Genomic DNA, 22418 nt, shown 5'->3' with positions numbered 1-22418 from the left:
GAGGTGGGGACCATCGAGGATGTCTGCACGGCGTGCGGAGAACGCAACCCGGCCGGCTCGGCCTTCTGCCTGTACTGCGGGGTCTACCTGGGCTGGGACGAGGCGAGCACTGCCGACCAGCCGGCCACGCGCCAATCCGTTCCGTCCGCCGAGACCTCTGCCTACTCATCGAAGAACCCGATCCAGTCGCAGAGCGTCCAGGGACAGCCCACCGTCCAGGGGCAGCCCAACGTCCAGGGGCAGCCCAACGTGCAGGGACAGTCCACCGTCCCCGCCCAACCAGTCGCCGACTGGAGGTCCAGCGATCCGCCCTGTCCCCAATGCGGCCAACCCAACGCGGTGACGCTCAGGTTCTGCAGCAAGTGCGGCAAGGCGTTGCGGCCCACCCAGCCGAGCAGCCAGGCGCAGAGAGCGGCGGTGCCCCAGACCTGGTGGCAGCGCTTCTGGGACCCGACCGATCGCCGCGCCCGTCGTGAGTACCGCCGCAGCCTGCCACCGCTCTATCGCTGGCGCCGGGTGATCATCGGGGTCGGCCTGGTGGTCGCGGTACTGGTGTTGTTGTCGCTGATCGGGAAGGACCCGGTGGGCTGGGCCAAGGACAAGTACTACGCCGTTCGCGGCACTCTCGTAGTCGCCGATCCGGTCGGCTACGCGGGGAGTCCGCCGGAGTCCGTTGCCCAGGGATACGATCCAGCCGCGCTCGGGTCCGCCGCCGTGGACGATGCCTGGGCTACGGCGTGGGCGCCGGACGCGCTCGCCCCGCTCGACGGTTGTGACGGGAAACCCGCAGCCAAGGGGATGGTCCAGTTGACCTTCACCGAGCCGCTGCGCGTTCGCCGCCTGGACGTGGCCGCCGGGCTGCCGGCAGCCGACGCGAAGCGCCCACTGCAGTTCCGGCCGAGCGTGCTGCTCGTGATGTACGACGGGCGATGCACCGAGCTGCCGCTCAAGGACAGCAGCGAGCTCCAGCAGCTCACGCTGGACACCGGTGTTCCGGTCACGGAGTTGCTGGTCGCGATCGGTGCGACCTATCCGGCGCGGGCTGATGCCGGCCAGCCCTTGACGGCCTTGACCAGCCTTGCGGTGCTCTCGCGGCCTCACTAGTTGGGTGCCTCGGCCGGTTGGAATGCGATACAGGCAGCCCCACTGCGCACCTTCCGCACTGCCTCCGACCTGCAGAGCGTCGCTGCTTGGTCTGCTGCGCCCACTGGTCCTACGTAAACCACCCAGGCATCACGCAACGGCTGCCGTGCCGCGTTGGTCAGCCCCGGGTACTGCCCGGCTGCGTTCAGCACCTGCGCGGCGACACCGCCGGCTTTCAGCTGTGCGGCCAGATCCCGCGCTGTCTGCTCGGCTACGCCGCTCCCGGCCGGGTACGAGTCGACCAGGGCGATCCACTGGCCGGCTGCGAATGCGGGGGAGTCCGGCCCCGTGGTCGGCCCGGCGGAAGAAGGCGGTCCTGACGTAGGTGCGCCGGTTGGACCGCCACTTGTCGCTCCACCCGAAGTAGGCCCGCCCTGAGTCGGCCCCCCGGAGGTCGGTCCGCCAGAAGTAGACGCGCCAGGCGTAGGAGAGCCAGAAGGAGTCGGAGCCGCTTTGGCCGTAGTGGCGCAGGCGGGTTCGGACTCCGGCCCCGCCAGCTTCCCGTTGATCGCGCGCAGCTTGAAGCAGTACTTCGTGGCCGATGCCAGCTTGTCGACGTTCTTGGCGTTCTGCTGGACGTCGAGGCCTGGCTCGGTCTTGTTGGTCCGGCCGCTCAGCGGATCGATGTACTGCAGGGTGTACGAATCGACGTTCCGCAGCAGCTCCCACTCCAAGGTGATCGCCGCAGGTCCGGCTGTGGTCGCGGTCAGCACCGGTTTGGCCGGCACGGTAACGCCGTCGCCTGTCGGTGTGACAGCGGGGCCGCCGCGGGTCAGCGCGAACACCAGTACGCCGATCAGCGCGGCTCCCGCCACCGTGGCGGCCATCACCACACCGCGGGACAGGATCGGCTTCTGGGTAAAGGCTCCGTCGACAGCCGGCCGACCTGGATCGGCGCCTGGGACCTCCGGCGTTCCCACTGGACGAGGCGGATCGGGCTCGCCCACCACCTTGAACGGCAGCCTGCTGTTCGATCCGCGCAGTACGGGTTTGCGGGTGCGGGCCTTGATCCGCGCGGTGACCGTGGCGCCCAGCGGCACGTCGACCACCTCCGGGCGGATCAGGAACCCGAGCGCCTGGTCCGGGTCGGACGCCACGATCCGCAGCCGGGCCGGGGCGTTGCCCCAGTTGCTGAACTGGATCGTGTGCAGCCCCCGCCAGCGGCCGGACGAGGTGACCGGGGTCAGCTTGGCCTGCAGCCCGAAGACCTGTCCGATCTCCAGTTGGCCTTCCACCACGGCACTGCTCGACGGGTCGACCTGGGACTTGGCCCGGATCCCGAACGGCACTGTGCCACCCGGACCGGTCGGTCCGGCAGGCGGGTTGAAGACGACCGTCGCCGTCTCCTGCTGCTGGGGATAGACGGACAGCACCGGCGGCAGCACCTCGGCCCACGGGATCGGCTGCTCGCCGACCACGTCCAGGGTGTAGCTCTCGACGATGGTGCCCGGGTTGAGGACGGTGAACTCCGCCCGAACCTGCCCGCCAGGCTCGACCGTCAGCTGCGCGGTCTCCAGCCCCAGCACTGGGTCCGTCACTCGGCCCTCCCCCCACTTCGCCGTCCGGCTCGATCTCCGGTGTCGGTCTCAGGCTAAGCCCGTAGTACGCACCTAGTGGAGGCCGAGCCGCCTGCCTGCTGGTGCAGCCCGGCCTGCCCGATCGGGCAGCCGACAGTGCCCCAGGCTCGACCCTTGCCCGCTCCGGGCCGGCGCGGCCCGGGCAGAACACTCGTTCACGTGATCCAAGAGGTGGACTCGGCGCTGCAGGCTCTGATCCAGCGCGAGGCGATCGGTGCGCGGGACGTCGAGGTGGTGTTCGACGCCCCTACCAAGGATTGGTCGAGCCGGCGCAACGCTCCCACGATCGACGTCTACCTGTACGACATCCGCGAGGATCTGCGCCGCCGCGAGCGCGGCCTGCTGAACGAGTACGACGACGACCAGCGGATCACGGCGCGGCACCTGCCACCCCGCTACTTCAAGCTGTCCTACCTGGTGACGGCCTGGACCCAGCGGCCCGAGGACGAGCACCGGCTGCTGTCCGGCCTGCTCTCCTGCTTCCTGCGGCACGACGCGCTGCCCACGGACCTGCTCACCGGCCCCCTGGCCGAGCTAGGCCTCTCGGTGCCGGTCTCGATCGCGCTGCCGCCGCCGGAGGACCGCTCCTTCGCCGATGTCTGGTCCGCACTCGGCGGAGAGCTCAAACCGTCCCTGGACCTGGTGATCTGCGCACCGACCCCGACTGGTCGCGTCTACGAGGCGGCCACGCTGGTGGACCAGCCGCCGCGGGTGTCGATGGGTGGCACAGATGGCTGGCCGCCGCGCGAAGAGGCAGGCCGTACTGCGAACAAGCCGCAGCGCCCCAATCCCCGGCGGCCGCGCAAGAGGACCGGGTGACCACGCACGGGCTGGACTATCTCCTGGCGCGCCTGGGCCTGGTCGAGGACCGGATCCGGGCGCTGGTGGCTCAGCGCCGTGCGGATGATCCCGCGATGGACGACCCGTTCCGTGGCCTGTACGTCAACGACGAACTCGTCGACCGCCTGCTCAGCGGCGAGGCGCATGTGGCGGTCGTGGATCAGGCCGCGGCCGCCGGACTCGAACGCTCAGCCGACGAATTAATTGCTGAGGGCAACGTCATTCGGCTGCGCCGGCTGGCCGCCGTCGCCGGGTTGTCGGAGCTGGACACCGAGCTGCTGGTGATCGCGCTGCTGCCCGATCTCGACAGCAGGTTCGAACGGCTCTACGGCTACCTCAACGACGACGTGACCAGGCGGCGTCCGAGCGTGGGACTCGCGCTGGAACTCGCCGGTGCCTCGTCGATGTCGTCGGTTGCACGCGGCCGGCTGATGGCGAGCGGGCCGCTGGTGGATCGTGGCCTGCTGATCGTGGAGGACCCCGAGCGACCTTTCCTGACCCGCGCGATCCGGGTACCGGACCGGGTGGCCGCGCACCTGCTCGGGGACGACCTGCCCGATCACCGGCTGGTGCCGATGCTGGCGGAGCTGACGCCGTACAGGACCGACGCGAGCGCGGATCTCGGCCGGAGCATGGCGGCCGGCGTGCGGCTGGTTCATCTGCGCGAGCACGAGGCCGGTACCGGACAGTCCATCGCGGCGGCGGCGTTGGTGGACGCGGGGCGGGACGTCGTCGCGATCGACCTGACCCTGATGGCGCGCGACGCCGATCCGCTCGGCCTGGCCGTGATCGCCGGGCGTGAGGCGTTGCTGCAGGACGCGGGGCTGGTCGTCGGGCCGGTGGAAGCACTGGCCGAGGCATCGCTGGAGTCGCTACACCGGTTGAGCCGCTGGGAAGTGCCTGTCCTGTTCATCGGTACGACGACCTGGGACCCGCGGTGGAGTCCGGAGACCCCGCTGACGGTGGACGCGCCCGTACTCGGCGCGCATGACCGGATCGAACTCTGGCGGGGACACCTGAGCGAGTCGGAGCTCGATCCCGAGATCCTGGCGGCGCACCTCGCGCTGGGGCCCGGCCAGGTGCGGAACGTGTTCAAGACGGCGGCGGCATCGGCCCTGCTCGCGGGCACGGCGATCACCGCAGACGACCTGCGCCGCGGAGTACGGGCTCAGAACGCGGCCGGACTCGAGCGGCTGGCCCGAAGGATCGAGCCGGAGGTCGGGTGGGCCGACCTCGTCCTTGCTCCTGCTGTACTGCGGGCGCTGCAGGGGTTGGCAGCTCGGGCGCGGCACCGCGACACGGTGTTGACCGACTGGCGGATGCGGCGCGGCGGGGGACGCGGGCGGGGCGTGACCGCCTTGTTCGCGGGCGATTCCGGCACCGGCAAGACGATGTCGGCCGAGGTGATCGCGACCGAACTCGGGCTCGACCTGTACACCGTCAACCTGGCGACCGTGGTGGACAAATACGTCGGCGAGACCGAGAAGAACCTCGAGCGGATTTTCAGTGAGGCCGGCGGAGTGAACGCCGTGCTGTTCTTCGACGAGGCAGACGCGATCTTCGGCAAGCGCAGCGACGTCCGTGACGCGCACGACCGATACGCCAACATCGAGAGCGCCTACCTGCTGCAGCGGTTGGAGAGCTTCGACGGGCTGGCGATCCTGGCGACCAACCTGCGGGCCAACATCGACGACGCCTTCACCCGGCGGCTCGACGCGATCATCGACTTCCCGGCGCCGACCCCGGATCTGCGGCTCCGGCTCTGGCAACAGTGCCTGGCGCCACCGCTGCCACTCGGTGACGACCTGGAGCTGGAGTTCTGCGCGCAGTCCTTCGAACTGGCCGGTGGCAACATCCGGTCGGCCTCGGTGAGCGCCGCCTACCTGGCCGCCGAGTCCGGCCAACCGGTGCGCATGGTGGATCTCATCACGGCGGTCGGCCAGGAGTACCGCAAACTCGGCCGCCTGGTCCTCGAACGCGAGTTCGGCGAGTATTTCCCGCTGCTGGACGGACAAATGCCGGGGACACGCGCAAACTGACTGCTATGGGACTCCGGGGGGACTGACGATGGGCTATCGACTCGGCGTCGACCTCGGGACCACGTTCACGGCCGCGGCGACGTACGACCTGGGCAGCGGCAAGCCGCCGTCGATGCTCGGGCTGGGGAATCGCGCCCTGCAGATCCCGTCGGTGTTGTTCCTCCAGGAGGACGGCCAGTTCCTGATCGGTGAGGCGGCCGAGCGCAAAGGGTCCATCGATCCCGCGCGGGTGGTGCGGGAGTTCAAGCGGCGGATGGGTGATCCGGTTCCGTTGCTGGTGGCGGGCACGCCGTTCTCGCCGCAGGCGCTGACCGCGCGGCTGCTGGCGTGGGTGGTCGCGGCCGCCACCGAGCGGCTGGGGTCTGCGCCGGACGAAGTGGTGCTGACCTTCCCGGCGAACTGGGGTGAGTACAAGCGGGATCTGCTCGACCAGGTCTTCACGATGGCGGACGTCGGACCGGCCCGGACCTGTCCGGAGCCACAGGCGGCCGCCGTCCAGTACGCGGCGCGGGCGCAACTCGACCCCGGCGCCCGGGTCGTCGTGTACGACCTGGGTGGCGGCACCTTCGATGTGTGTGTGCTGGAGAAGACGGGGACCGGTTTCACGATCCTGGGCAGCCCGGACGGCGTCGAGCACCTCGGTGGGGTGGATTTCGACGAGGCCGTCTTCCAGCACGTGGTGGGGTCGCTGGGCCCGGCGATCACCGACCTCGATCTGACGACGCCGGAGGCCAAGGTGGCGCTGACCAGGCTGCGGCGCGACTGCGTCGAGGCCAAGGAGGCGCTGTCCGCCGACGTCGACACGGTCATCCCGGTGACTCTGCCCGGCCGCATCACGTCGGTACGGCTGACCCGCTCCGAGCTGGAGAACCTGATCGGCCCGTCGATGCGGGACACCGTCGACGCCACCAGCCGGGCACTGCGCGTGGCGGGCGTCTCCAGCGACGAGCTCACCGCGATCGTTCTGGTCGGCGGCAGCTCCCGGATTCCGCTGGTCAGCCATCTGCTGCAGAGCACCTTCGGCACGGCGACCGCCCTCGACACTCACCCCAAGCACGACATCGCCCTCGGCGCCGTCCTGTACGCCGCGCCCGAGGCCGCGGTGGATCAGCCGGCTCCGGTACGACGCGACGGGCAGGCGGCCCGGGACGCCCGAGCTCTGGCGGACGCACGAGTCTTGCGCGAGGTCCTGCCTCCTATCGCTCAGCCCGACCCGAGTGCGGCCGACACCCAGCCGATCCCCAGCCAGGCGGAGACCCAGCCGATCCCAGCCCAGGCGGAGACCCAGCCGATCCCCAGCCAGGCTGGCACTCAGTCGATCCCCGCCCAGGTGGATACCCAACCGGTCACAGCTGCGACGCTGCTGGGGACCGGGCCTGCCGGCGCCGGACCGTCCGGCCCCGACGCGGACCAGCGCAATCCGTGGTGGCGGAACCGCTGGCTGGCGATCGGCCTCGCCGCGGCCGCAGTACTGGCCGTAGTAGTTGTCGGCGCCCTCGCCCTGCGAGACGAGCCCCGTGACGAGGCCCAGCAAGGCCCGTCGACGCCCGCCCCGAGCCCGGGGCAGTCATCCGGCCCGAGTGCGCCGACGTCCGCCCCTTCGTCCGCACCGACTTCCGCCCCGACCCGTGTGGTTCCCGGCGCGCCGGGCATCTACGGGGTGGCGGTCAGCAGCGACGGTCGCCGGATCTACGCCAGCAACAGTGACCTGAACACCCTGTCGGTGGTCGACGTCGGCAGCGGCAAGCTCGCCGGACGCCCGATCGCGGTGGGCAACCAGCCGCGAGGTGTGGGCGTACAGCCGGACGGCACCCGCTCGTACGTCGTCGCCGCTGATCCGGGCACCGTGACCGTGATCGACACCGCGGCGGTCGCGAAGGAGGGCCGCCCGATCAAGGTCGGCAGGATGCCGCTCGCGGTCGCAGTGCATCCGACGGCCGCTCGGGCCTACGTCACCAACACCGGTTCGGACAGCGTGTCCGTCATCGACACGGCGGCGAGCAGGACGATCGCCACCATCCCCGTCGGCGACTCTCCGTTGCAGGTGACGCTCTCGCCGAACCGCAGCCGCGCCTACGTCGCGAACTACCAGTCGAACACCGTCTCCGTGATCGACACCACCACGAACCGGATCGTCGGCAAACCGATCGCGGTACCCGCGAAGCCTCATGCGCTGGCGGTCAGCCCGGACGGCTCCCGGCTGTACGTCACCCACATCGACTCGAACGAGGTGTCCGTGATCGACACGTCGTCGGGATCCGTCACTGCATCGTCGATCACGCTGCCGGCGAACGCCTGGGACGTCGCGGTCAGTCCGGACGGCCGACGGCTCTACGGCACGCTCCATGACCGCAACCAGGTCGCGGTCATGGACACGTCGACGCTCCACCCGTTCGCCCCGCCCATCTCTGTCGGCAAGAACCCGACAGACATCGCCAAGAGCGCCGACGGGCAACACCTCTACATCGCCAACAACAAGTCCGGCACGATCTCGGTGATCAGCACCAGCACCAACCGCGTCGAGACCACCATCTCCGTGCCGAAATAGCCCGGCTCTGCGACGGTGCAACACCGAGCTGACCCGGGACACGGCCTGACCTGCCGCAGGGACCAGGCCTGGGCGGTGGCGATGGCGATGGCGGTATGGCTTGAGCAGGGGAGATGCCCTTTCGGGCAGGGAGGAGTGCCCGGGGATGTGCCTGGTCATCGGCTGGTCGGCAGCGGCGTACCCGGGAGGCTCGAAGCATGGTCGGCGCCCGTCAGACGGCAGCTTCAGTCAGGGCCGAGGCCTCTGACGCCCTGACGGATGTCAAGCGCAAGGCGGCGAGCGGGCCGCGGGGTCGCCTGCAGGGTTTGCTCGCGTTGCAGCGGAGTGCGGGGAACGCGGCCGTCAACGCGTTGCTGGCTGCGAAGCTCAGGTCGCCGGGTGGGGACGCTGTCGGTGACATCGATGCGGCGCTGCGAGAGGTCCGGCGCGATGAACCGGCCGTCGACACCGTGGAGAAGGGGCTGAAGGCAGCCAAAGCGGCCGGTGTGCCGGTCGATCTGGAAGGGCCCAAGCCGCCCGCGTCGGCGCTGGCCGTGACGACGACCGGATTCGGACCTGGAGCGGTGGCTCCGAAGAAACCCGTACCGCCGCCGAAGCCGGTCCCTGCGGTCAGCCCGCTGGGCAAAGCAGGAGCGAAGGCTGCCAAGGCTGGCAAGTCAGGTGGAGGCGGCGCCGGTACTGCGGGCCCGGCGGCCGCGGGTGGTGCAGCCGGCGGGGGCGGTGCGGCCGCGCCGGAGATGGCTCCGCTGTCTGCCGATCAACTCTTGCAGCCGCCGGCCGCGCCGACCGGAGTACGGCCTGAAGAGGATCCCGCGTTCACCCAGGTGACGGGGAACGTGAAGGGCTTCGCCAAGGCCAAGAGGGCGCATCCGCCGGCGGCGTCGAAGGCCAAGGAGGCCCAGGACGCGGCGCTCGCCCCGACCGACGATCTCACCGGCCAGGCCAAGGCGGCCAAGGCCGACACGATGGACGCCCAGCAGGCGGGCACCTTCGACAAGAAGGCCTTCATCGCTGCGGTCAAGACGGCCATCGAGGCGAAGTCGCCGAAGACCCTGAAGGAAGCCGACAACTACAAGGAGTCCGGCAAGGCGGGTGAGGTCAAGGGCGAGATCAAGGGCATGGTCGGCCAGGGCAAGGAAGGCCAGGCCAAGGACATCGAGACCGCCACCGAGGCCCCGCCCGACATGTCCAAGGGTGTCGCGAAGCCGGTCACTCCGATGGAGACCGAGCAGCCGGGGCAGGCGGTCCCGATCCCGGCGGGCGGCGCAGTACCGAAGACGGCGCCGCCGGAGCAGACCAACCTCGAGGCCGGCAAGCACCAGGCCAACCAGGAGCTGGCCGAAGCCGAGGTCAGCGAGCCGCAGTTGGCGCAGTCGAACGAGCCTCAGTTCCAAGACGCACTCGCCGACAAGCAGGCCGCGGCCGCGCACGCCGATGCCGCACCCGCCGCCTTCCGCGCCGAGGAACAACAGGTCATCCAGCAGAACAAAGAGGAAGCGGTCGCGGAGACCAAGGGCGGCGTCGCGGGGATGCAGGGCGCCAAGGGTGCTGCGCTGGCGAAGCTGGTCGCGGAGAAGGGCAAGACCAAGTCGAAGGACGAGGCGAAACGCGCCGAGGTCACCACGAAGATCCAGAGCATCTTCGCCGCCGCCGAGACCGACGTGAAGAAGATCCTCGACGGCATCGACCCCAAGGTCGAGAAGGAGTTCGAGTCCGGTGAGAAGACCGCCCGGGCCGCCTTCGAGAGCTACGTCGCGGCCAAGATGTCGGCGTACAAGAAGGACCGGTATGGCGGGTGGACCGGCAAGTTCCGCTGGCTGCGGGACAAGATCAAGGGGATGCCTGACAAGGTCAACGAGTTCTACGTGGCCGGCCGGGAGCTGTACCTCAAGGAGATGGACCGGGTGATCTCCCGGGTCGCGGACATCGTCGGCAACGACCTGACCGCCGCCAAGGCACGGATCGCGACCGGCCGGAGCGAGATCGCGGCATACGTGAAGAGCCTGCCGAGGGATCTGCAGAAGGTTGGCTCGGAGGCGTCGAAGGAGATCGGCGACAAGTTCGAGCAGCTGGAGAGCGACGTCGACTCCAAGCAGGAAAGCCTGGTCGACACGTTGGCGACGAAGTACACCGAGGCCCGCAAGGGACTGGACGAGCGGATCGAGGAGCTGCAGGCCGAGAACAAGGGCCTGGTGGACAAGGCGATCGGCGCGATCAAGGCCGTGATCAACACGATCCGCGAGCTCGTCTCGATGCTGAAGAACGTGCTCGCCCGGGTGGCCGGCGTGGTCGGCGACATCGTCAAGAACCCGATCGGCTTCCTCTCCAACCTGATCGCCGGGGTCAAGGGCGGCATCCTCAAGTTCAAGGACAACATCCTCGACCACCTGCGCAAGGGCTTGATGAGCTGGCTGTTCGGGGCGCTGGCGGAGGGCGGCGTACAGCTGCCCGACAAGTTCGACATCAAGGGCATCCTGCAGTTGCTGCTGTCGCTGTTCGGCCTCACCTGGGCCAACATCCGCAACCGGCTGGTGAAGAACATCGGCGAGCCGGCGATGGCGGCGATGGAGAAGGGCGTCGAGATCTTCCAGAAGCTCCGCAGCGAAGGCATCGCGGGCCTGTGGCAGATGCTGATGGAGAAGCTGGGCGATATCAAGGAGATGATCCTCGAACAGGTGAAGGACTTCGTCATCACGAAGATCATCACCGCCGGCATCACCTGGCTGATCGGCCTGCTCAACCCGGCCGCCGCCTTCATCAAGGCCTGCAAGCTGATCTACGACGTGGTGATGTTCTTCGTCAACAACGCCGGCCGCATCATGAAGTTCGTCAACACCGTGATCGACTCGGTCGCCGACATCGTCCGCGGCAACGTCTCCGGCGTAGTGAACAAGATCAACGACGTCCTGGGCCAGATGGTCCCCATCATCATCGGCTTCCTAGCCAGCGTCATAGGCCTGGGCGGCATCGGCCAGAAGATCCGCGAGATCGTCGAGAAGCTCCAAAAACCGGTCAACAAGGCCCTCGACTTCGTCATCAAGACAGGCCTCAAGTTGGCCGGCCCCATCATCCGAGGCCTCAAAGGCATCGGCAAGAAGGTCAAGTCCAAGATCGCCGCCGGCAAGGCCTACATCAAGGGCAAGGTCGCAGGCGCAAAGGCGAAACTCAAGGACTGGGCCGCGGTCCTACCGGGTCTGCTCGGCTTCCGCGCCGGCGGCGAGTCTCACAAGGTATGGATCGAGAAGAGTGGTGCCCGTCGAGTGATGGTGGCGAGCTCGCCTACCGAGGCAGGCACGTTGCTCGATCATTACGCGGCTCAGGTGGAGGCGTTCCCGGACCGCGGGCCGGTCCAGAAGACCACCAAAGCCCAGGCCAGGGAACACGTTCGTAGAGCGCGAGAGCAGCTGACAACGCTGCAGACGGACGTCAAGATGCCGTACGACGAGCGCGACACCTACAACCAGAGAAACAAGCTGGCGAAGAAGCAGACCACGCTGGCCACTGCGCTCAAAGGTGTGTTCGACGCGGTCCATAAGCAGCAAATGTCGCTGGCGGGCCGGGTGCCCGCGTACACCACCGGGGGTGGGAAGCAGGCGGCCGGCAGCGTTCGGTGCGTGGCCAGCTTCCTGGTCGACTGTGCTGTGGGCGAGCATCCGTACCCGGTGAGCGGGGGTCGGCCGGTCGACACCGATCCTGACACCAGGAAAACCAGGGAGATCCCGCGCCGGGACGCGCACCCGATGAGCCGCGAGGACAGTAGAACCACCGGCCAGGTCGGCGGATTCGTGCTCGGTGCACAGGCCGCCAAGGCTCATACCGAGCAGAAGCTTGAGTTGGTCACTCGGGCCACCGGAGACGCGACGCCGGACACCCATGCCGAGGCCAGAGTCCTTTCTCAGGTGGTGGCGTTCATCAAGAAAGATCCGACCTGGGCCGACCGGGTCCGGACCATTCAGATCAACCTGTCCCACAGCCCGTGCCCGAGCTGCAGTGGCCAACTGCTGCTCCTCCGGGACAACCTGGAGAACGAGAAGCTCCGGCTGGCGGTCGTGCAGTGGAGTGAGCGCTATGACTGGGGTCCATATCCGACAACACCTCAGTCCATCAGCTCCCTGCGAAGCGGCGGCTATCGGACGCTCGGTCCATAACGGACAGGATTCACAGTCAGGAGGAGTGCGTGATGCGGGAACACAGCTTTGATTCGGAGGAGGCTGCGCTTCGGCCCAGAGGTGGGCGGGTTGAGGAGCAGGTGAGCGAGCATGTCGGGAAGGCTGCTGCTGAGGGTCGTACTGATGTGCTGGGTGGAGCCGGGGTATTGGGGTTGCAGCGGGCGGTTGGGAACAGTGGTGTGACGGCGATGATTGAGGAGGAGAGGTCGCCGGTGCATGACGTGGTTTCGGGTGGGGGGCGGCCGTTGGAGCCTGAGGTTCGGGGGGAGATGGAGGGGCGGTTGGGGCATGACTTCTCGGATGTTCGGGTGCATGACGATGGGGCGGCGCATGAGTCGGCTAAGGCTGTGAATGCGCATGCGTACACCGTGGGGAGCAATGTGGTGTTCCAGCGGGATAAGTACGACCCGGGTTCGGATGCCGGGAAGGTGATGTTGGCGCATGAGTTGACGCATGTGGTGCAGCAGCGGAGTGGGCCGGTGGATGGGTCTTCGGCTCCTGGTGGGATCAAGGTGAGTGATCCTTCCGACCGGTTCGAGCGCGAGGCTTCTTCTACTGCGGAGCGCGCGATGGCGGCTCCTGCTCCCACGCCAGTGCCCGTGGCTGCTGCTGCGGTCCCGGTCCAGCGTGATGTGGATGAGGCCGGCGCGCCGCCTGTGCAGCGGGACGAGGCCCCGGCAGAGGAGGAGAAGGAAGAGGAGGCCGTCCAGGGCGCCTTCGTCCAGCGCGATGAGGAAGAAGCTCAAGAGGAAGAGTCCTGAGTTCACGTCCGCAAGCCCGGTGAGCTGGCACTCAGTCGTGGATCAGCGCCGCTGGCAATCGGTTTCTCGCGCCTCAAATCCACGATTCGGCGGGCGGACCCGAGCTTTTGTAGACAGCGGCCGGGGCCAGCGGGTGCACTGGGTATGTGTATGTGCGCAAGCGGTCTGGAGGTACGGCGGCGCGGAAGGCGTCGGGGGCTGTGGCGCGCGCGGTCAGCGGCGGCACGCAGTACGAGCGGGTGTTGGCGTTGCAGCAGACGGTGGGGAATCGGGCTGTGTCGATCGCGCTTCGTGGCGGGCCGGTGAGTGTGAATCTGCATGGGGAGACCAAGGGGAATTACGACGGCGGGACCAGCGTCGTGAGCAAGCCGAAGGTCGTGCGGGCGAAGGGGTGTGACTGCCCGGACGAGGATCCTTGTCTGCGGGCTACTGGAACGATTGCGGTGACGTACCACGTGGATGTGGACATTCGGATGCCACCGGTGCCGGACGGACTGAGCGAATGCCAGCAGCGGCGGGTGAGGTCGTTCCTGCGCGACGTGCTCGGGCCGCATGAGCAGGACCATGCACGGCGGCTGCGGACGTACAACGGGACCACGCGGCGGCCGTACTCGATCACGGGCTGTGGAAAGGCCGGCCTGGAGACCGAGATGTCGACCAAGCTGCAGGAGATGCACGACACCGAGGCCGCCGACCGCGCGACCGACGCCGACAATCACTCGGCCGCGATCGATCCCTTCGTGCGGCCCATCGACCTCGACTGCTGAGCCCTCGTACCGGAGCGCGCTTTGGACGCGAGGCGGGCTTCGGACACCAAGCGGGGGTTCGGACACCAAGTTGGGGGGGTTGGACACGTTATTTCCTGTTCACGGTCCCCGGTTCCTGTCCGCGGTCCCGTCTTTCAACCCTGTCGCTTGCCCTGGTGGCTCCGCCGACTTCCCCTTCGGGCAATTGAGAGTGCCCTGGTCTGCGTCCGCTCGGTCGCGCACGGGGGCAGGTGGCGGCTTCAGGCTGGAGCAAACCTGATCGAGGAGGGGCAGCATGCCGACGTACCTGTCACCAGGTGTGTATGTGGAGGAAGTCGAATCGGGCGCACGCCCGCTCGAGGGTGTCGGTACGGCGGTGGCCGCGTTTGTCGGGCTCGCCGAGGACGGCCCTTTCAACCAGGCGACGCTGATCAGCAACTGGACGGCGTTCACGGACAGGTTCGGCGGATTCGTCCCCGGGTCGTACATGGCGCAGGCCGTGTACGGATACTTCCTGAACGGCGGCGGCAACTGCTACGTGGTCCGGATCGGTGGCGGGGCTGATTCCGGCGACGGCGCCAAGGGTGGCCGTGGACGCAAGGAGTTGCCGGCCGGTCCGCAGGCGATGCTCGGGCGGTTCCGCGTCGTCGCGCTCGACCCGGCTCAGGCACCGGGGGAGGTGAGCGTCGAGATCACCGACGCCGGCGGGGAGAACCCGTCCGAGGACATGTTCAAGATCGTGGTGAAGCAGAACGGCAACCAGGTCGAGGAGTTCGACCGGCTCACCGTGTCCCGGGGCAAGACCAATGTCGCCACCGTGGTGAACGCGCAGTCCAAGCTGATCAAGATCGAGGAGGTCACGGGCGCGGCACTCGAGAAGCCGGCGCTCGGGGAGGTCGCGCTGGCTGCTCCGCCGCCGGCGCCCGCAGTACCGTCGCCGCGGTTGAGCGCCGAGGACTACGTCGGGGACGTGTCCGACCGGACCGGGTTCGGCGGGCTGGAGGCGGTCGATGAGATCACCATGCTCTGCGTGCCCGACTTGATGAGCGCGTACCAGCAGGGCTCGATCGACCTCGAGACGGTCCAGGCGGTCCAGCTGGCGATGCTCGCGCATTGCGAGTTGATGGGCGACCGGATCGCGATCCTCGACTCGCCGCCCGGACTCAACGCCCAGCAGGTGAAGGAGTGGCTGGTCGACAAGGCCGGCTACGACTCGGCGTTCGGTGCCCTCTACTACCCGTGGATCAAGACCGCCGATCCCGCTACCGGGCAGCTGGGCTTCATTCCGCCGTCCGGGCACATGGCGGGGATCTGGGGTCGCAACGACGACACCCGCGGCGTGCACAAGGCGCCGGCGAACGAGATCATCCGGGGCGCGGTCAGCCTCGAGGTACAGATCACCAAGGCCGAGCACGACCTGCTCAACCCGGTCGGCATCAACGTACTGCGAACCTTCCCGGGCCGGGGCAATCGTGTCTGGGGCGCGCGGACCCTGTCGTCCGATCCGGCCTGGCGCTACCTGAACGTCCGGCGGCTGTTCAACTACCTGGAAGAGTCCATCCTCGCCGGCACCAACTGGGTCGTGTTCGAGCCGAACGACGAGGCGCTGTGGGCCCGGGTACGCCGGACCATCTCCGCGTTCCTGGTGAACGAGTGGCGCAACGGCGCCCTGTTCGGCCAGACCCCGGACGACGCGTTCTTCGTCAAGTGCGACGCCGAGACGAACCCGTCCGAAGGGATCGACGCCGGCCAGGTGGTCTGCGAGATCGGGGTCGCGCCGGTCAAGCCGGCCGAGTTCATCATCTTCCGCCTGTCCCAGTACTCCGGCGGCACCAGCCTGGTCAGCGAGTGACCTCCACGCAGCGAGAAAGGTAACCAGTCATGCCACTTCCGGACATGGACTCCGGTGTCGGTCACTCCTTCGGGCTGGAGTTCGACGGCATCCAGATCAAGAGCATCACCGAGATCAGCGGCCTGAAGATGGAACAGGACGTGATCGAGCTCAAGGAGAACGGTGCCGACGGCAAGTATGTGATCAAGAAGCTGCCCGGCCGCTGGAAGGCGCCGGAGATCACCCTGACCCGCGGGCTGTCGTCGGACACGAGTTTCGACAAGTGGATCAAGGATTCCCAGTTCGGCAAGATGGGCGCGGTCCGCAAGGGTGGCGCGATCATCGTGTACGACTACGAGGGCGCGCCGCTGAAGCGGTACAAGCTCACCAACGCCTGGCCGAAGAGCCTCGAGATCGGCACCATGAAGGCCGGCGACACCTCGGTGATGACCGAGAAGCTGGTCGTCACCTGCGAGCGGCTCGAGGTGGAGTGATGCGCCGCACCACGTCCGGCACGCTCGACCAGGCCCCGGAGTACGCGCAACCAGCCGGTACTGCGGACCTCGCGGCCGCGCCGGCCGCGCGCGACACCTTGCGGACCGAGTTTCCGTTCGTGTTGCCTCGTGGATACGTGGACCCGGCGGGCGTGGTGCATCGCGACGGGGTGATGCGGCTGGCGACGGCGCGGGACGAGCTGGTGCCGTTGCGGGACGACCGGGTCCGCGAGAACCCGGCGTACCTGACGGTCGTCCTGCTCGGCCGGGTCGTCACCCGGCTCGGTAGTCACACCGACATCCATGCCGGGGTGATCGAGGACCTGTTCGCGGCGGATCTCGCCTTCCTGCAGGACCTTTATCGCCGCGTCAACCAGGAAGGACACACCCGGGCCGGGGTGAACTGCCCCGAATGCGGACACGCGTTCGCGGTCGACCTGGCCGGTGGTCGCCTGGGGGAATCGTGACGTACGCGCCCGACCAGCTGTACTCCGAGGTCGCGTACGTCGCCTACCACTTCCACTGGTCCCGCGAGGAGATCCTCGACCTCGAACACCCCGAACGCCGCCGCTTCGTCGACGAGATCGCTTCGCTGAACACCCGCATCCAGTCCGGGAGGTGACCCCATGCGCTGGCCCTTCCACCGCAACACGACGCCTTCGCCGGATACCGGGGTGCGCGCTGGTGTAGGTGGCGGCGAGTCTGGAGCCGGGTCGGCTGAAGTGCGGGCTGGGTGGCGGGAGCTTCCGCCGTTGCAGCGGTCGACCGAGGATCTCGCACCGATCGCGGCGGCGGCTTCGTTTCGCGAGTCGTTGGCCGCCCATCAGGACCCACGGTTCTTGGCGCCGCTCGGTCATTCGCTCGTTGTCGACGCGCCGGCCGGTGAGGTCAGTGGATACGCAACACCTGTGTCGGAGGTTGCTCCCAAGGTGAGCTTTCCGCATCCGCCGAGTGCAGACATCTCCGGTACTGCGGCCGGCAGCGCGCCGGTCGGTCTGCAAAGAGCTGTCGACGGGGGTTCCTCGTCGTCTGTCCCGCGCGCGTATTCGTTGCCAGCTGCAACCACATTCTTTGCCTCGGAACTCCCGGCAGTAGAACCACGCCCGGTCCCGGCGTCCCCGGCCCTCACGGCTCCGGTCCCGGTGACTACGGTGCCGGTGAGCTCCCTGCCGGTGGTCCAAACCTCGCCCGACCCGGTGGCGTCGACGTCTGTGCCGACCGTGCCATCCGTCCCATCAGCGCCGCCCGCGCCGTCCGCGGCGGTGGTCTCGAGGTCGGTCGAGTCACATGATCACAGCCACAACGACCACACCCAGCACGACCACACCGAGCACGAGCACGCGGCTGATGAGCAGACGCATGCTGGGCAAGGGGGCGAGGTGGTGGGGGCGCCAGTGCGGGAGATGCCGCTGGTTGGGTTGTCGGAGCCGCTTGGTCAATCGCCGTTCGTGTCTGCGCTCGGTGGTCCTGAGCCGGGACCTAGCGTTCAGCGGGCAGCTGAAGCAGAGCCGGTGGTGAAGCGGGCAGCTGAGGCTGAGCTCGTGGTGCACCGGGTGGCAGAGGTTGGGCCGGTGGCGCAGCGGGCTGTGGAGGTTCAGCGAGAGGTGCCGGAGGCGTCGGTAAATGCGAACTCGAACCCGGTGGCGCACCGGTGGTTGCAGGCCGAGTTCGCGGTGCAGCGGGCGGCGGAGTCCGGTGGAGTGGTATCCGGTGGACTGGTGTCGGGCGGGAGCGTGGCTGGCGGGAACGTAGCTGACGGGAACCTGTCCGGCGGATCCGGGGACTGGGCTGCGGCGTCCGCGCCTGCGATGCCTGTGGCCGTGGGGCCGGACAGTGTGGCTGATGCGGCGGTCGCGCAGCGGGCCTTAGACGGAGTACTGCCTGTCCATCAGCGGACGGTGAATGGCGGCGAGCCGGTTGCGCCGGAGGTACAGCGGTCAGGTGTCGACGAGCCGTCGCATGGAACGCGTGGCGAGGTTGGGCTTGTCGGGCAGCGTGAGATGGCAGTGCAGAGGGCTGTTGTTGAGGCCGAGTCGATGGGGCGGGAAGCTGCTGCCGAGGGGCATCCGGCACGCATCGTGGGGGTTGGCCCGGTCGTGCAGAGGGTCGGCGGAGGTGCAGACGGCGTGCAACAGGCAGCCGAGGGCAGTGCCCAGGTGCAACGCGCTGTCGAAGGTGCAACCGGGATGGCTGGATCGGTCAAGCAGGGCCGCGTTGAGGTGGTGCAGCGGAGCATCGTGGGTGGGGGCGCAGCGGCCGCACACGGTGCGGGGAGCGAACGGATTGTGCAGAGGGCCGTTGACGTTGGGCCGATGGTGGCACGGGACGTAGCAGGGCCGGCTGAACTGTTGTGGCCGCCTCGAGGTGGAGTGGATGAGGGTGAGACGGCGCCGTTGTCCAGTGCAAAGCCCCTGACTGTGCCGGAGGTGCAGCGGCCCGTGAGCGTTCCGGTGGGGAGCACGTCCCCGGCAGTTCAGCGGGTTGTTTACGGACACCCTGGTCTCGGCTCACCGGCCAGGCCTCCACGAGCCACACCGCAAGCGCCTTCAATACAAACCGCACCTGCACCACAAGAAGCGCAGGTACCGGCCTCCGTTGGGCAGGGAAATGCGGACGGGGAGGTGCTCTCCTGGTCTTTGGGGGACAGCTTTCATGCGGGGGAACCAGCAAAGCCCGCAGTACAGCGGGCTGAAATTGTTCGGTCGGTGTCCCTGCAGCAGATGTTCAGTGGGCATGCCATGACGGCACCAGCAGAGGCGGACCACGCAGTACAGCGGGATGGAGCACCGCAGGAAGCACCCGCGGTCCAGACGGCAGAACCAGCACCAGCACCAGCGGCGGCACCAGTACCAGCACCAGCGGCGGGTGCTGCGGCAGGCGGCGGAGCGAAGACGGTGAGTGCGGCCGAGGTGGAGGAGTTGGCGAAACGGTTGTACGAGCCGTTGACCGCGAAACTACGGGCCGAACTCTGGCTGGATCGTGAACGCGCCGGGCGGGTGACTGACAGATGGTAGGACCGACTGCAGTGGGGGTGGCGGGATGAATCCGCAGTATCCGGAACCGGCGGTGAGCGTCTGCTTCGGGGTGACCATCGACGACAAGCGGCTGGGTGCGTTCAACAGCTGTGAGGGGCTCGGGCTGGAGGTCGTGCTGGAGCAGCGCGAGGAGGGCGGGCAGAACGGGTTCATCTGGCAGCTTCCGACCCGGATCAAGTACACGAACATCAAGCTGACCCGGCCGCTGTGCCAGGACACCACCGAGGTGATGGCCTGGCTGGCCAGCATGACGTCGGGGGTGAAACCGTCGACCGGTTGCATCACGGCGATGACGGCCGCCCTCAAGCCGGTGGCGCAGTGGAAGCTGGCCGGCGTGATCCCGGTGAAGTGGAGCGGACCGGGGCTGAACCTGGACTCGCCGAAGGTGGCGATGGAGACGCTGGAGATCGCGCATCACGGTTTCACCGCGGAGCGGGTCGCGTGATGACCAATCCGATCGCGCTCAAGGCCTCGGGCGGTGCTGGGAGTTCGGCACCGGCGGAGGACAAGAAGTCGCTGCAGAAGGCGAAGCTGAAGCTGTTCGATCCGACCACCAAGGGTGGTCCGCTGGGCCAGGATCGCGGCGAGATCCCGTTCCAGTTCAACCCGAAGGAGGTGACGATCCAGAAGTCCGCCAAGTGGGAGCGGAAGCCGGCCAAGAAGGCGAAGTCGGCCGGGTCGGTTGAGTTCAACGGCGCCGAGCCGTGCAAGCTCACCGTCGAGATGTTCTTCGATGCCTCCGGCAACCAGGATGGCAGTGTGGTGGCGGCGGTCGAGAAGCTGTTCAGCTGCTGCGTGCCGACCGAGGACAGCCGGGGCAAGGACAAGCCGACGCCGCCGCTGGTCATGTTGCATTGGGGCAAGATCGCCAGCTTCCCGGCCTTCGTCACCTCGGTGAACGTGAAGTACACGCTGTTCAGCTCCGACGGTGTCCCGATCCGCGCGGTCTGCAGTGTCGCGATGGAGGAGATGCCCAACGAGCCGTGGCGGCAGAACCCGACCTCCGGCGGCCAGTCCGTCCGCCGGTCGCACCGGACGATCGACGGTGACACGCTCGCCTCGCTGGCCTACGCGGAGTACGGCGATCCCGGCATGTGGCGCACGATCGCGAAGTACAACGGGATCGACGATCCGATGCGGCTGCCGAGTGGCTCGGTGGTCGTGTTCCCGGCGGCCGAGGAGCTGGTCTGATGTCGATCGTCAACAGCTGCCTGATCGAGATCAACGGGTCGCCGCTGCCGGAGGACGTGGTCAACCTGTTGAGCACGATCTACGTGGACGACAGCCAGCGGTTGCCGGATCTGTTCGAGATCAGGTTCCGCGACGGCGACCACGTCGTACTGGCGAAGACCGGCGCGAAGATCGGCTCCACGGTACGGATCTCGGTGCTGCCCAATACCAGTCAGACCGCCGTCCTGTTGATGGCCGGCGAGATCACCGCGCTGGAGGCCGAGTTCGACACCGGCGGGTCGTTCACGGTGATCCGGGGCTATGACCCGGCCCATCGACTGTTCCGGGGACGCGGGACCGGCAGCTACCTGCAGATGACGGCGTCGGACATCGCGCACAAGGTGTCCCAGCGAGCCGGATTCACCAACGGCACGATCAAGTCGACGACCACCGTGTTCGAGCACGTGTCACAAGCCGGTACGAGCGACTGGGAGTTGCTGGACGCGCTGGCCGCGGATGCCGGCTACGAGGTCTCGGTCCGCGACGGCAAGTTCAACTTCGGTCCACCGGAAACGGCGTCGGCCGCACCCAACGGCGAAGAGAACCCGCTCGTTCTCAAGCTCGGCACGGACCTGCTCAGATTCCGTGCCGTGCTCACCTCGGCCGGACAGGTCAAGGAGGTCGAGGTCCGCGGTTGGGACACGTCGACCAAGCAAGCACTCACGACCAGGCGCCCGGCCGAGACCAGGAGCGCCGAACTGCCGCAGGCGAGCCCGGCCGATTTCGCGCATGCCTTCGGCGACAAGGTGTACGTCGCGACCGACGTACCGCACCGGACCCAGGCCGAGGTGGATGCGGCCGCCGCCGCGATCGCGGAGGGGATCGCGGGAGCGTTCGCCGAGTTCACCGGGGTCGCCCAAGGGAACCCGGCCCTGAAAGCCGGCGTGGCGATCACCGTTGACAACCTGGGCGCGCCCTTCGACGGCAAGTACACCGTGACCACGACCAGGCACCGGATCGACCCGACGACGGGCTACACGACGTCGTTCGCGGTCACCGGCGCCCACGACCGCAGCCTGCTCGGCCTGACCGGCTCGACGGGAGCCCAGCGGGCGCCGACGGGCGTCGTCATCGGCCAGGTCAGCGACAACAACGACCCCGAGAAACTCGGCCGGGTGAAGGTGACGCTTCCGTGGCTGTCGGACGACTACGTGAGCGCCTGGGCCCGGACCGTCCACGCTGGTGCGGGCAAGGACCGCGGCACGCTGATCATCCCCGAGGTCGGTGACGAGGTGCTGGTCGTCTTCGAGCAGGGCGACCTGAGAAGGCCTTATGTCCTCGGCGGCCTCTACAACGGCGTCGACAAACCGGATGCCAACGGCATCGACCCGATCGACTCCGGCTCGGGCGCGGTCAACCGGCGATCGATCGTGTCGAGGAAGGGTCATCGCATCGACCTGCTCGACCAGGACGGCCAGAAGGAAGGCATCACGCTGGCCACCGGCGACGGCAAGCTCAGCGTGACGGTCGACTCGACCAGTACGACGATCACCGTGCACGCCGACGGGACGGTGAAGATCGAGGGCAGCAAGGGCATCGTGATCGACGCGGTCGCCGCCAAACTCGAACTCAAGGGTGGCGAGGTCGCGGTCACCGCCACCGGCAACCTGCAACTCAAAGGCGCCAACACGACCGTCGAAGGCAGCGCCAACACCGAGGTCAAGGGCGGCGCGATGTGCTCCGTCTCGGCCGCCCTGGTCAAGATCAATTGAGGAGGCAGCCATGCCCGCAGCAGCCCGGGTCGGCGACCCGACCGGACATCCGGGGGTGATCGGCCCACCCGGCGTACCGACCGTGCTGATCGCCGGGATGCCCGCGGCGACGGTCGGGACGCCGCACATCTGCTCGTTCCCACCGCCGGCGGTGCATCCGCCGACCGTGATCGCGCCGCCCGGTTGCCCGACCGTGCTGATCGGCGGCATGCCGGCCGCGCGGATGGGCGACCTGTCGGCCTGTGGTTCGCCGATCGTGATGGGCGCCCCGACAGTGATGATCGGAGGATGAG

Annotated in this window: 16 protein-coding genes; 15 read left to right on the top strand and 1 reads right to left on the bottom strand. The window is 68.1% G+C overall.

What is annotated here, in order from left to right:
* Positions 1-3 precede the first annotated feature (3 nt).
* The gene (locus tag EV648_RS27105; RefSeq protein ID WP_158294075.1) at positions 4-1104 is read left to right on the top strand and encodes a hypothetical protein; all 1101 of its coding nucleotides are present in this window, start codon (positions 4-6) and stop codon (positions 1102-1104) included.
* Here EV648_RS27105 and EV648_RS27100 read toward each other — a convergent pair.
* Positions 1101-2681: a hypothetical protein gene (locus EV648_RS27100; protein WP_132297544.1), complete on the bottom strand. Its 1581-nt coding sequence runs from the start codon at positions 2679-2681 to the stop codon at positions 1101-1103. The genes EV648_RS27105 and EV648_RS27100 overlap by 4 nt on opposite strands.
* Positions 2682-2879: 198 nt before the next feature.
* On the opposite strand from EV648_RS27100, the gene EV648_RS27095 reads away from it, so the two are divergent.
* The 14 genes from EV648_RS27095 to EV648_RS27035 all read left to right on the top strand — a co-directional run bounded on the left by EV648_RS27095 (position 2880) and on the right by EV648_RS27035 (position 22417).
* Positions 2880-3539: a DUF4255 domain-containing protein gene (locus tag EV648_RS27095; RefSeq protein WP_132297541.1), complete on the top strand. Its 660-nt coding sequence runs from the start codon at positions 2880-2882 to the stop codon at positions 3537-3539.
* On the top strand, positions 3536-5599 hold the full coding sequence (locus EV648_RS27090) for an ATP-binding protein (protein ID WP_199234846.1): 2064 nt from the start codon (positions 3536-3538) through the stop codon (positions 5597-5599). Before EV648_RS27095 ends, EV648_RS27090 begins: the two co-directional genes overlap by 4 nt.
* A gap of 28 nt (positions 5600-5627) precedes the next feature.
* Entirely contained in the window at positions 5628-8147 is a 2520-nt protein-coding gene (locus EV648_RS27085; protein ID WP_132297539.1) for an Hsp70 family protein, read from the top strand.
* A gap of 197 nt (positions 8148-8344) precedes the next feature.
* Entirely contained in the window at positions 8345-12295 is a 3951-nt protein-coding gene (locus tag EV648_RS27080) for a hypothetical protein (RefSeq protein ID WP_199234845.1), read from the top strand.
* 32 nt (positions 12296-12327) lie between these two features.
* A complete protein-coding gene (locus EV648_RS27075) occupies positions 12328-13077 on the top strand; it encodes a DUF4157 domain-containing protein (RefSeq protein ID WP_132297536.1) in 750 nt (249 codons plus the stop codon).
* 146 nt (positions 13078-13223) lie between these two features.
* Positions 13224-13844, top strand: coding sequence for a hypothetical protein (locus EV648_RS27070; RefSeq protein WP_132297533.1), 621 nt, complete (start codon positions 13224-13226; stop codon positions 13842-13844).
* A 274-nt stretch (positions 13845-14118) separates the two neighbouring features.
* Entirely contained in the window at positions 14119-15675 is a 1557-nt protein-coding gene (locus EV648_RS27065; protein ID WP_132297530.1) for a phage tail sheath C-terminal domain-containing protein, read from the top strand.
* A gap of 29 nt (positions 15676-15704) precedes the next feature.
* Positions 15705-16148: a phage tail protein gene (locus tag EV648_RS27060; RefSeq protein WP_132193769.1), complete on the top strand. Its 444-nt coding sequence runs from the start codon at positions 15705-15707 to the stop codon at positions 16146-16148.
* Positions 16148-16615 carry a hypothetical protein gene (locus EV648_RS27055; protein ID WP_132297527.1) on the top strand — a complete coding sequence of 156 codons (468 nt, stop codon included), beginning with the start codon at positions 16148-16150 and terminating at the stop codon, positions 16613-16615. Before EV648_RS27060 ends, EV648_RS27055 begins: the two co-directional genes overlap by 1 nt.
* Positions 16612-16770, top strand: a complete 159-nt coding sequence (locus tag EV648_RS43405) for a DUF6760 family protein (RefSeq protein ID WP_199240151.1) — start codon at positions 16612-16614, stop codon at positions 16768-16770. The genes EV648_RS27055 and EV648_RS43405 overlap by 4 nt, the downstream gene beginning before the upstream one ends.
* A gap of 2417 nt (positions 16771-19187) precedes the next feature.
* Positions 19188-19628 (top strand): phage tail protein, encoded by a 441-nt coding sequence (locus EV648_RS27050; RefSeq protein WP_132297524.1) that lies wholly within the window; start codon positions 19188-19190, stop codon positions 19626-19628.
* A complete protein-coding gene (locus tag EV648_RS27045) occupies positions 19628-20374 on the top strand; it encodes a peptidase M23 (RefSeq protein ID WP_132297521.1) in 747 nt (248 codons plus the stop codon). The genes EV648_RS27050 and EV648_RS27045 overlap by 1 nt, the downstream gene beginning before the upstream one ends.
* On the top strand, positions 20374-22125 hold the full coding sequence (locus EV648_RS27040; protein ID WP_132297518.1) for a VgrG-related protein: 1752 nt from the start codon (positions 20374-20376) through the stop codon (positions 22123-22125). The genes EV648_RS27045 and EV648_RS27040 overlap by 1 nt, the downstream gene beginning before the upstream one ends.
* A 10-nt stretch (positions 22126-22135) precedes the next feature.
* On the top strand, positions 22136-22417 hold the full coding sequence (locus tag EV648_RS27035; protein ID WP_132297515.1) for a PAAR domain-containing protein: 282 nt from the start codon (positions 22136-22138) through the stop codon (positions 22415-22417).
* Position 22418: the final 1 nt, after the last annotated feature.

Origin of the sequence: Kribbella sp. VKM Ac-2568, from assembly GCF_004345365.1 — a bacterium.
GTDB lineage: Bacteria > Actinomycetota > Actinomycetes > Propionibacteriales > Kribbellaceae > Kribbella > Kribbella orskensis.
The sequence above is the reverse complement of the archived record's forward strand: the minus strand, read 5'-3'. Positions and strand labels throughout refer to the sequence as shown.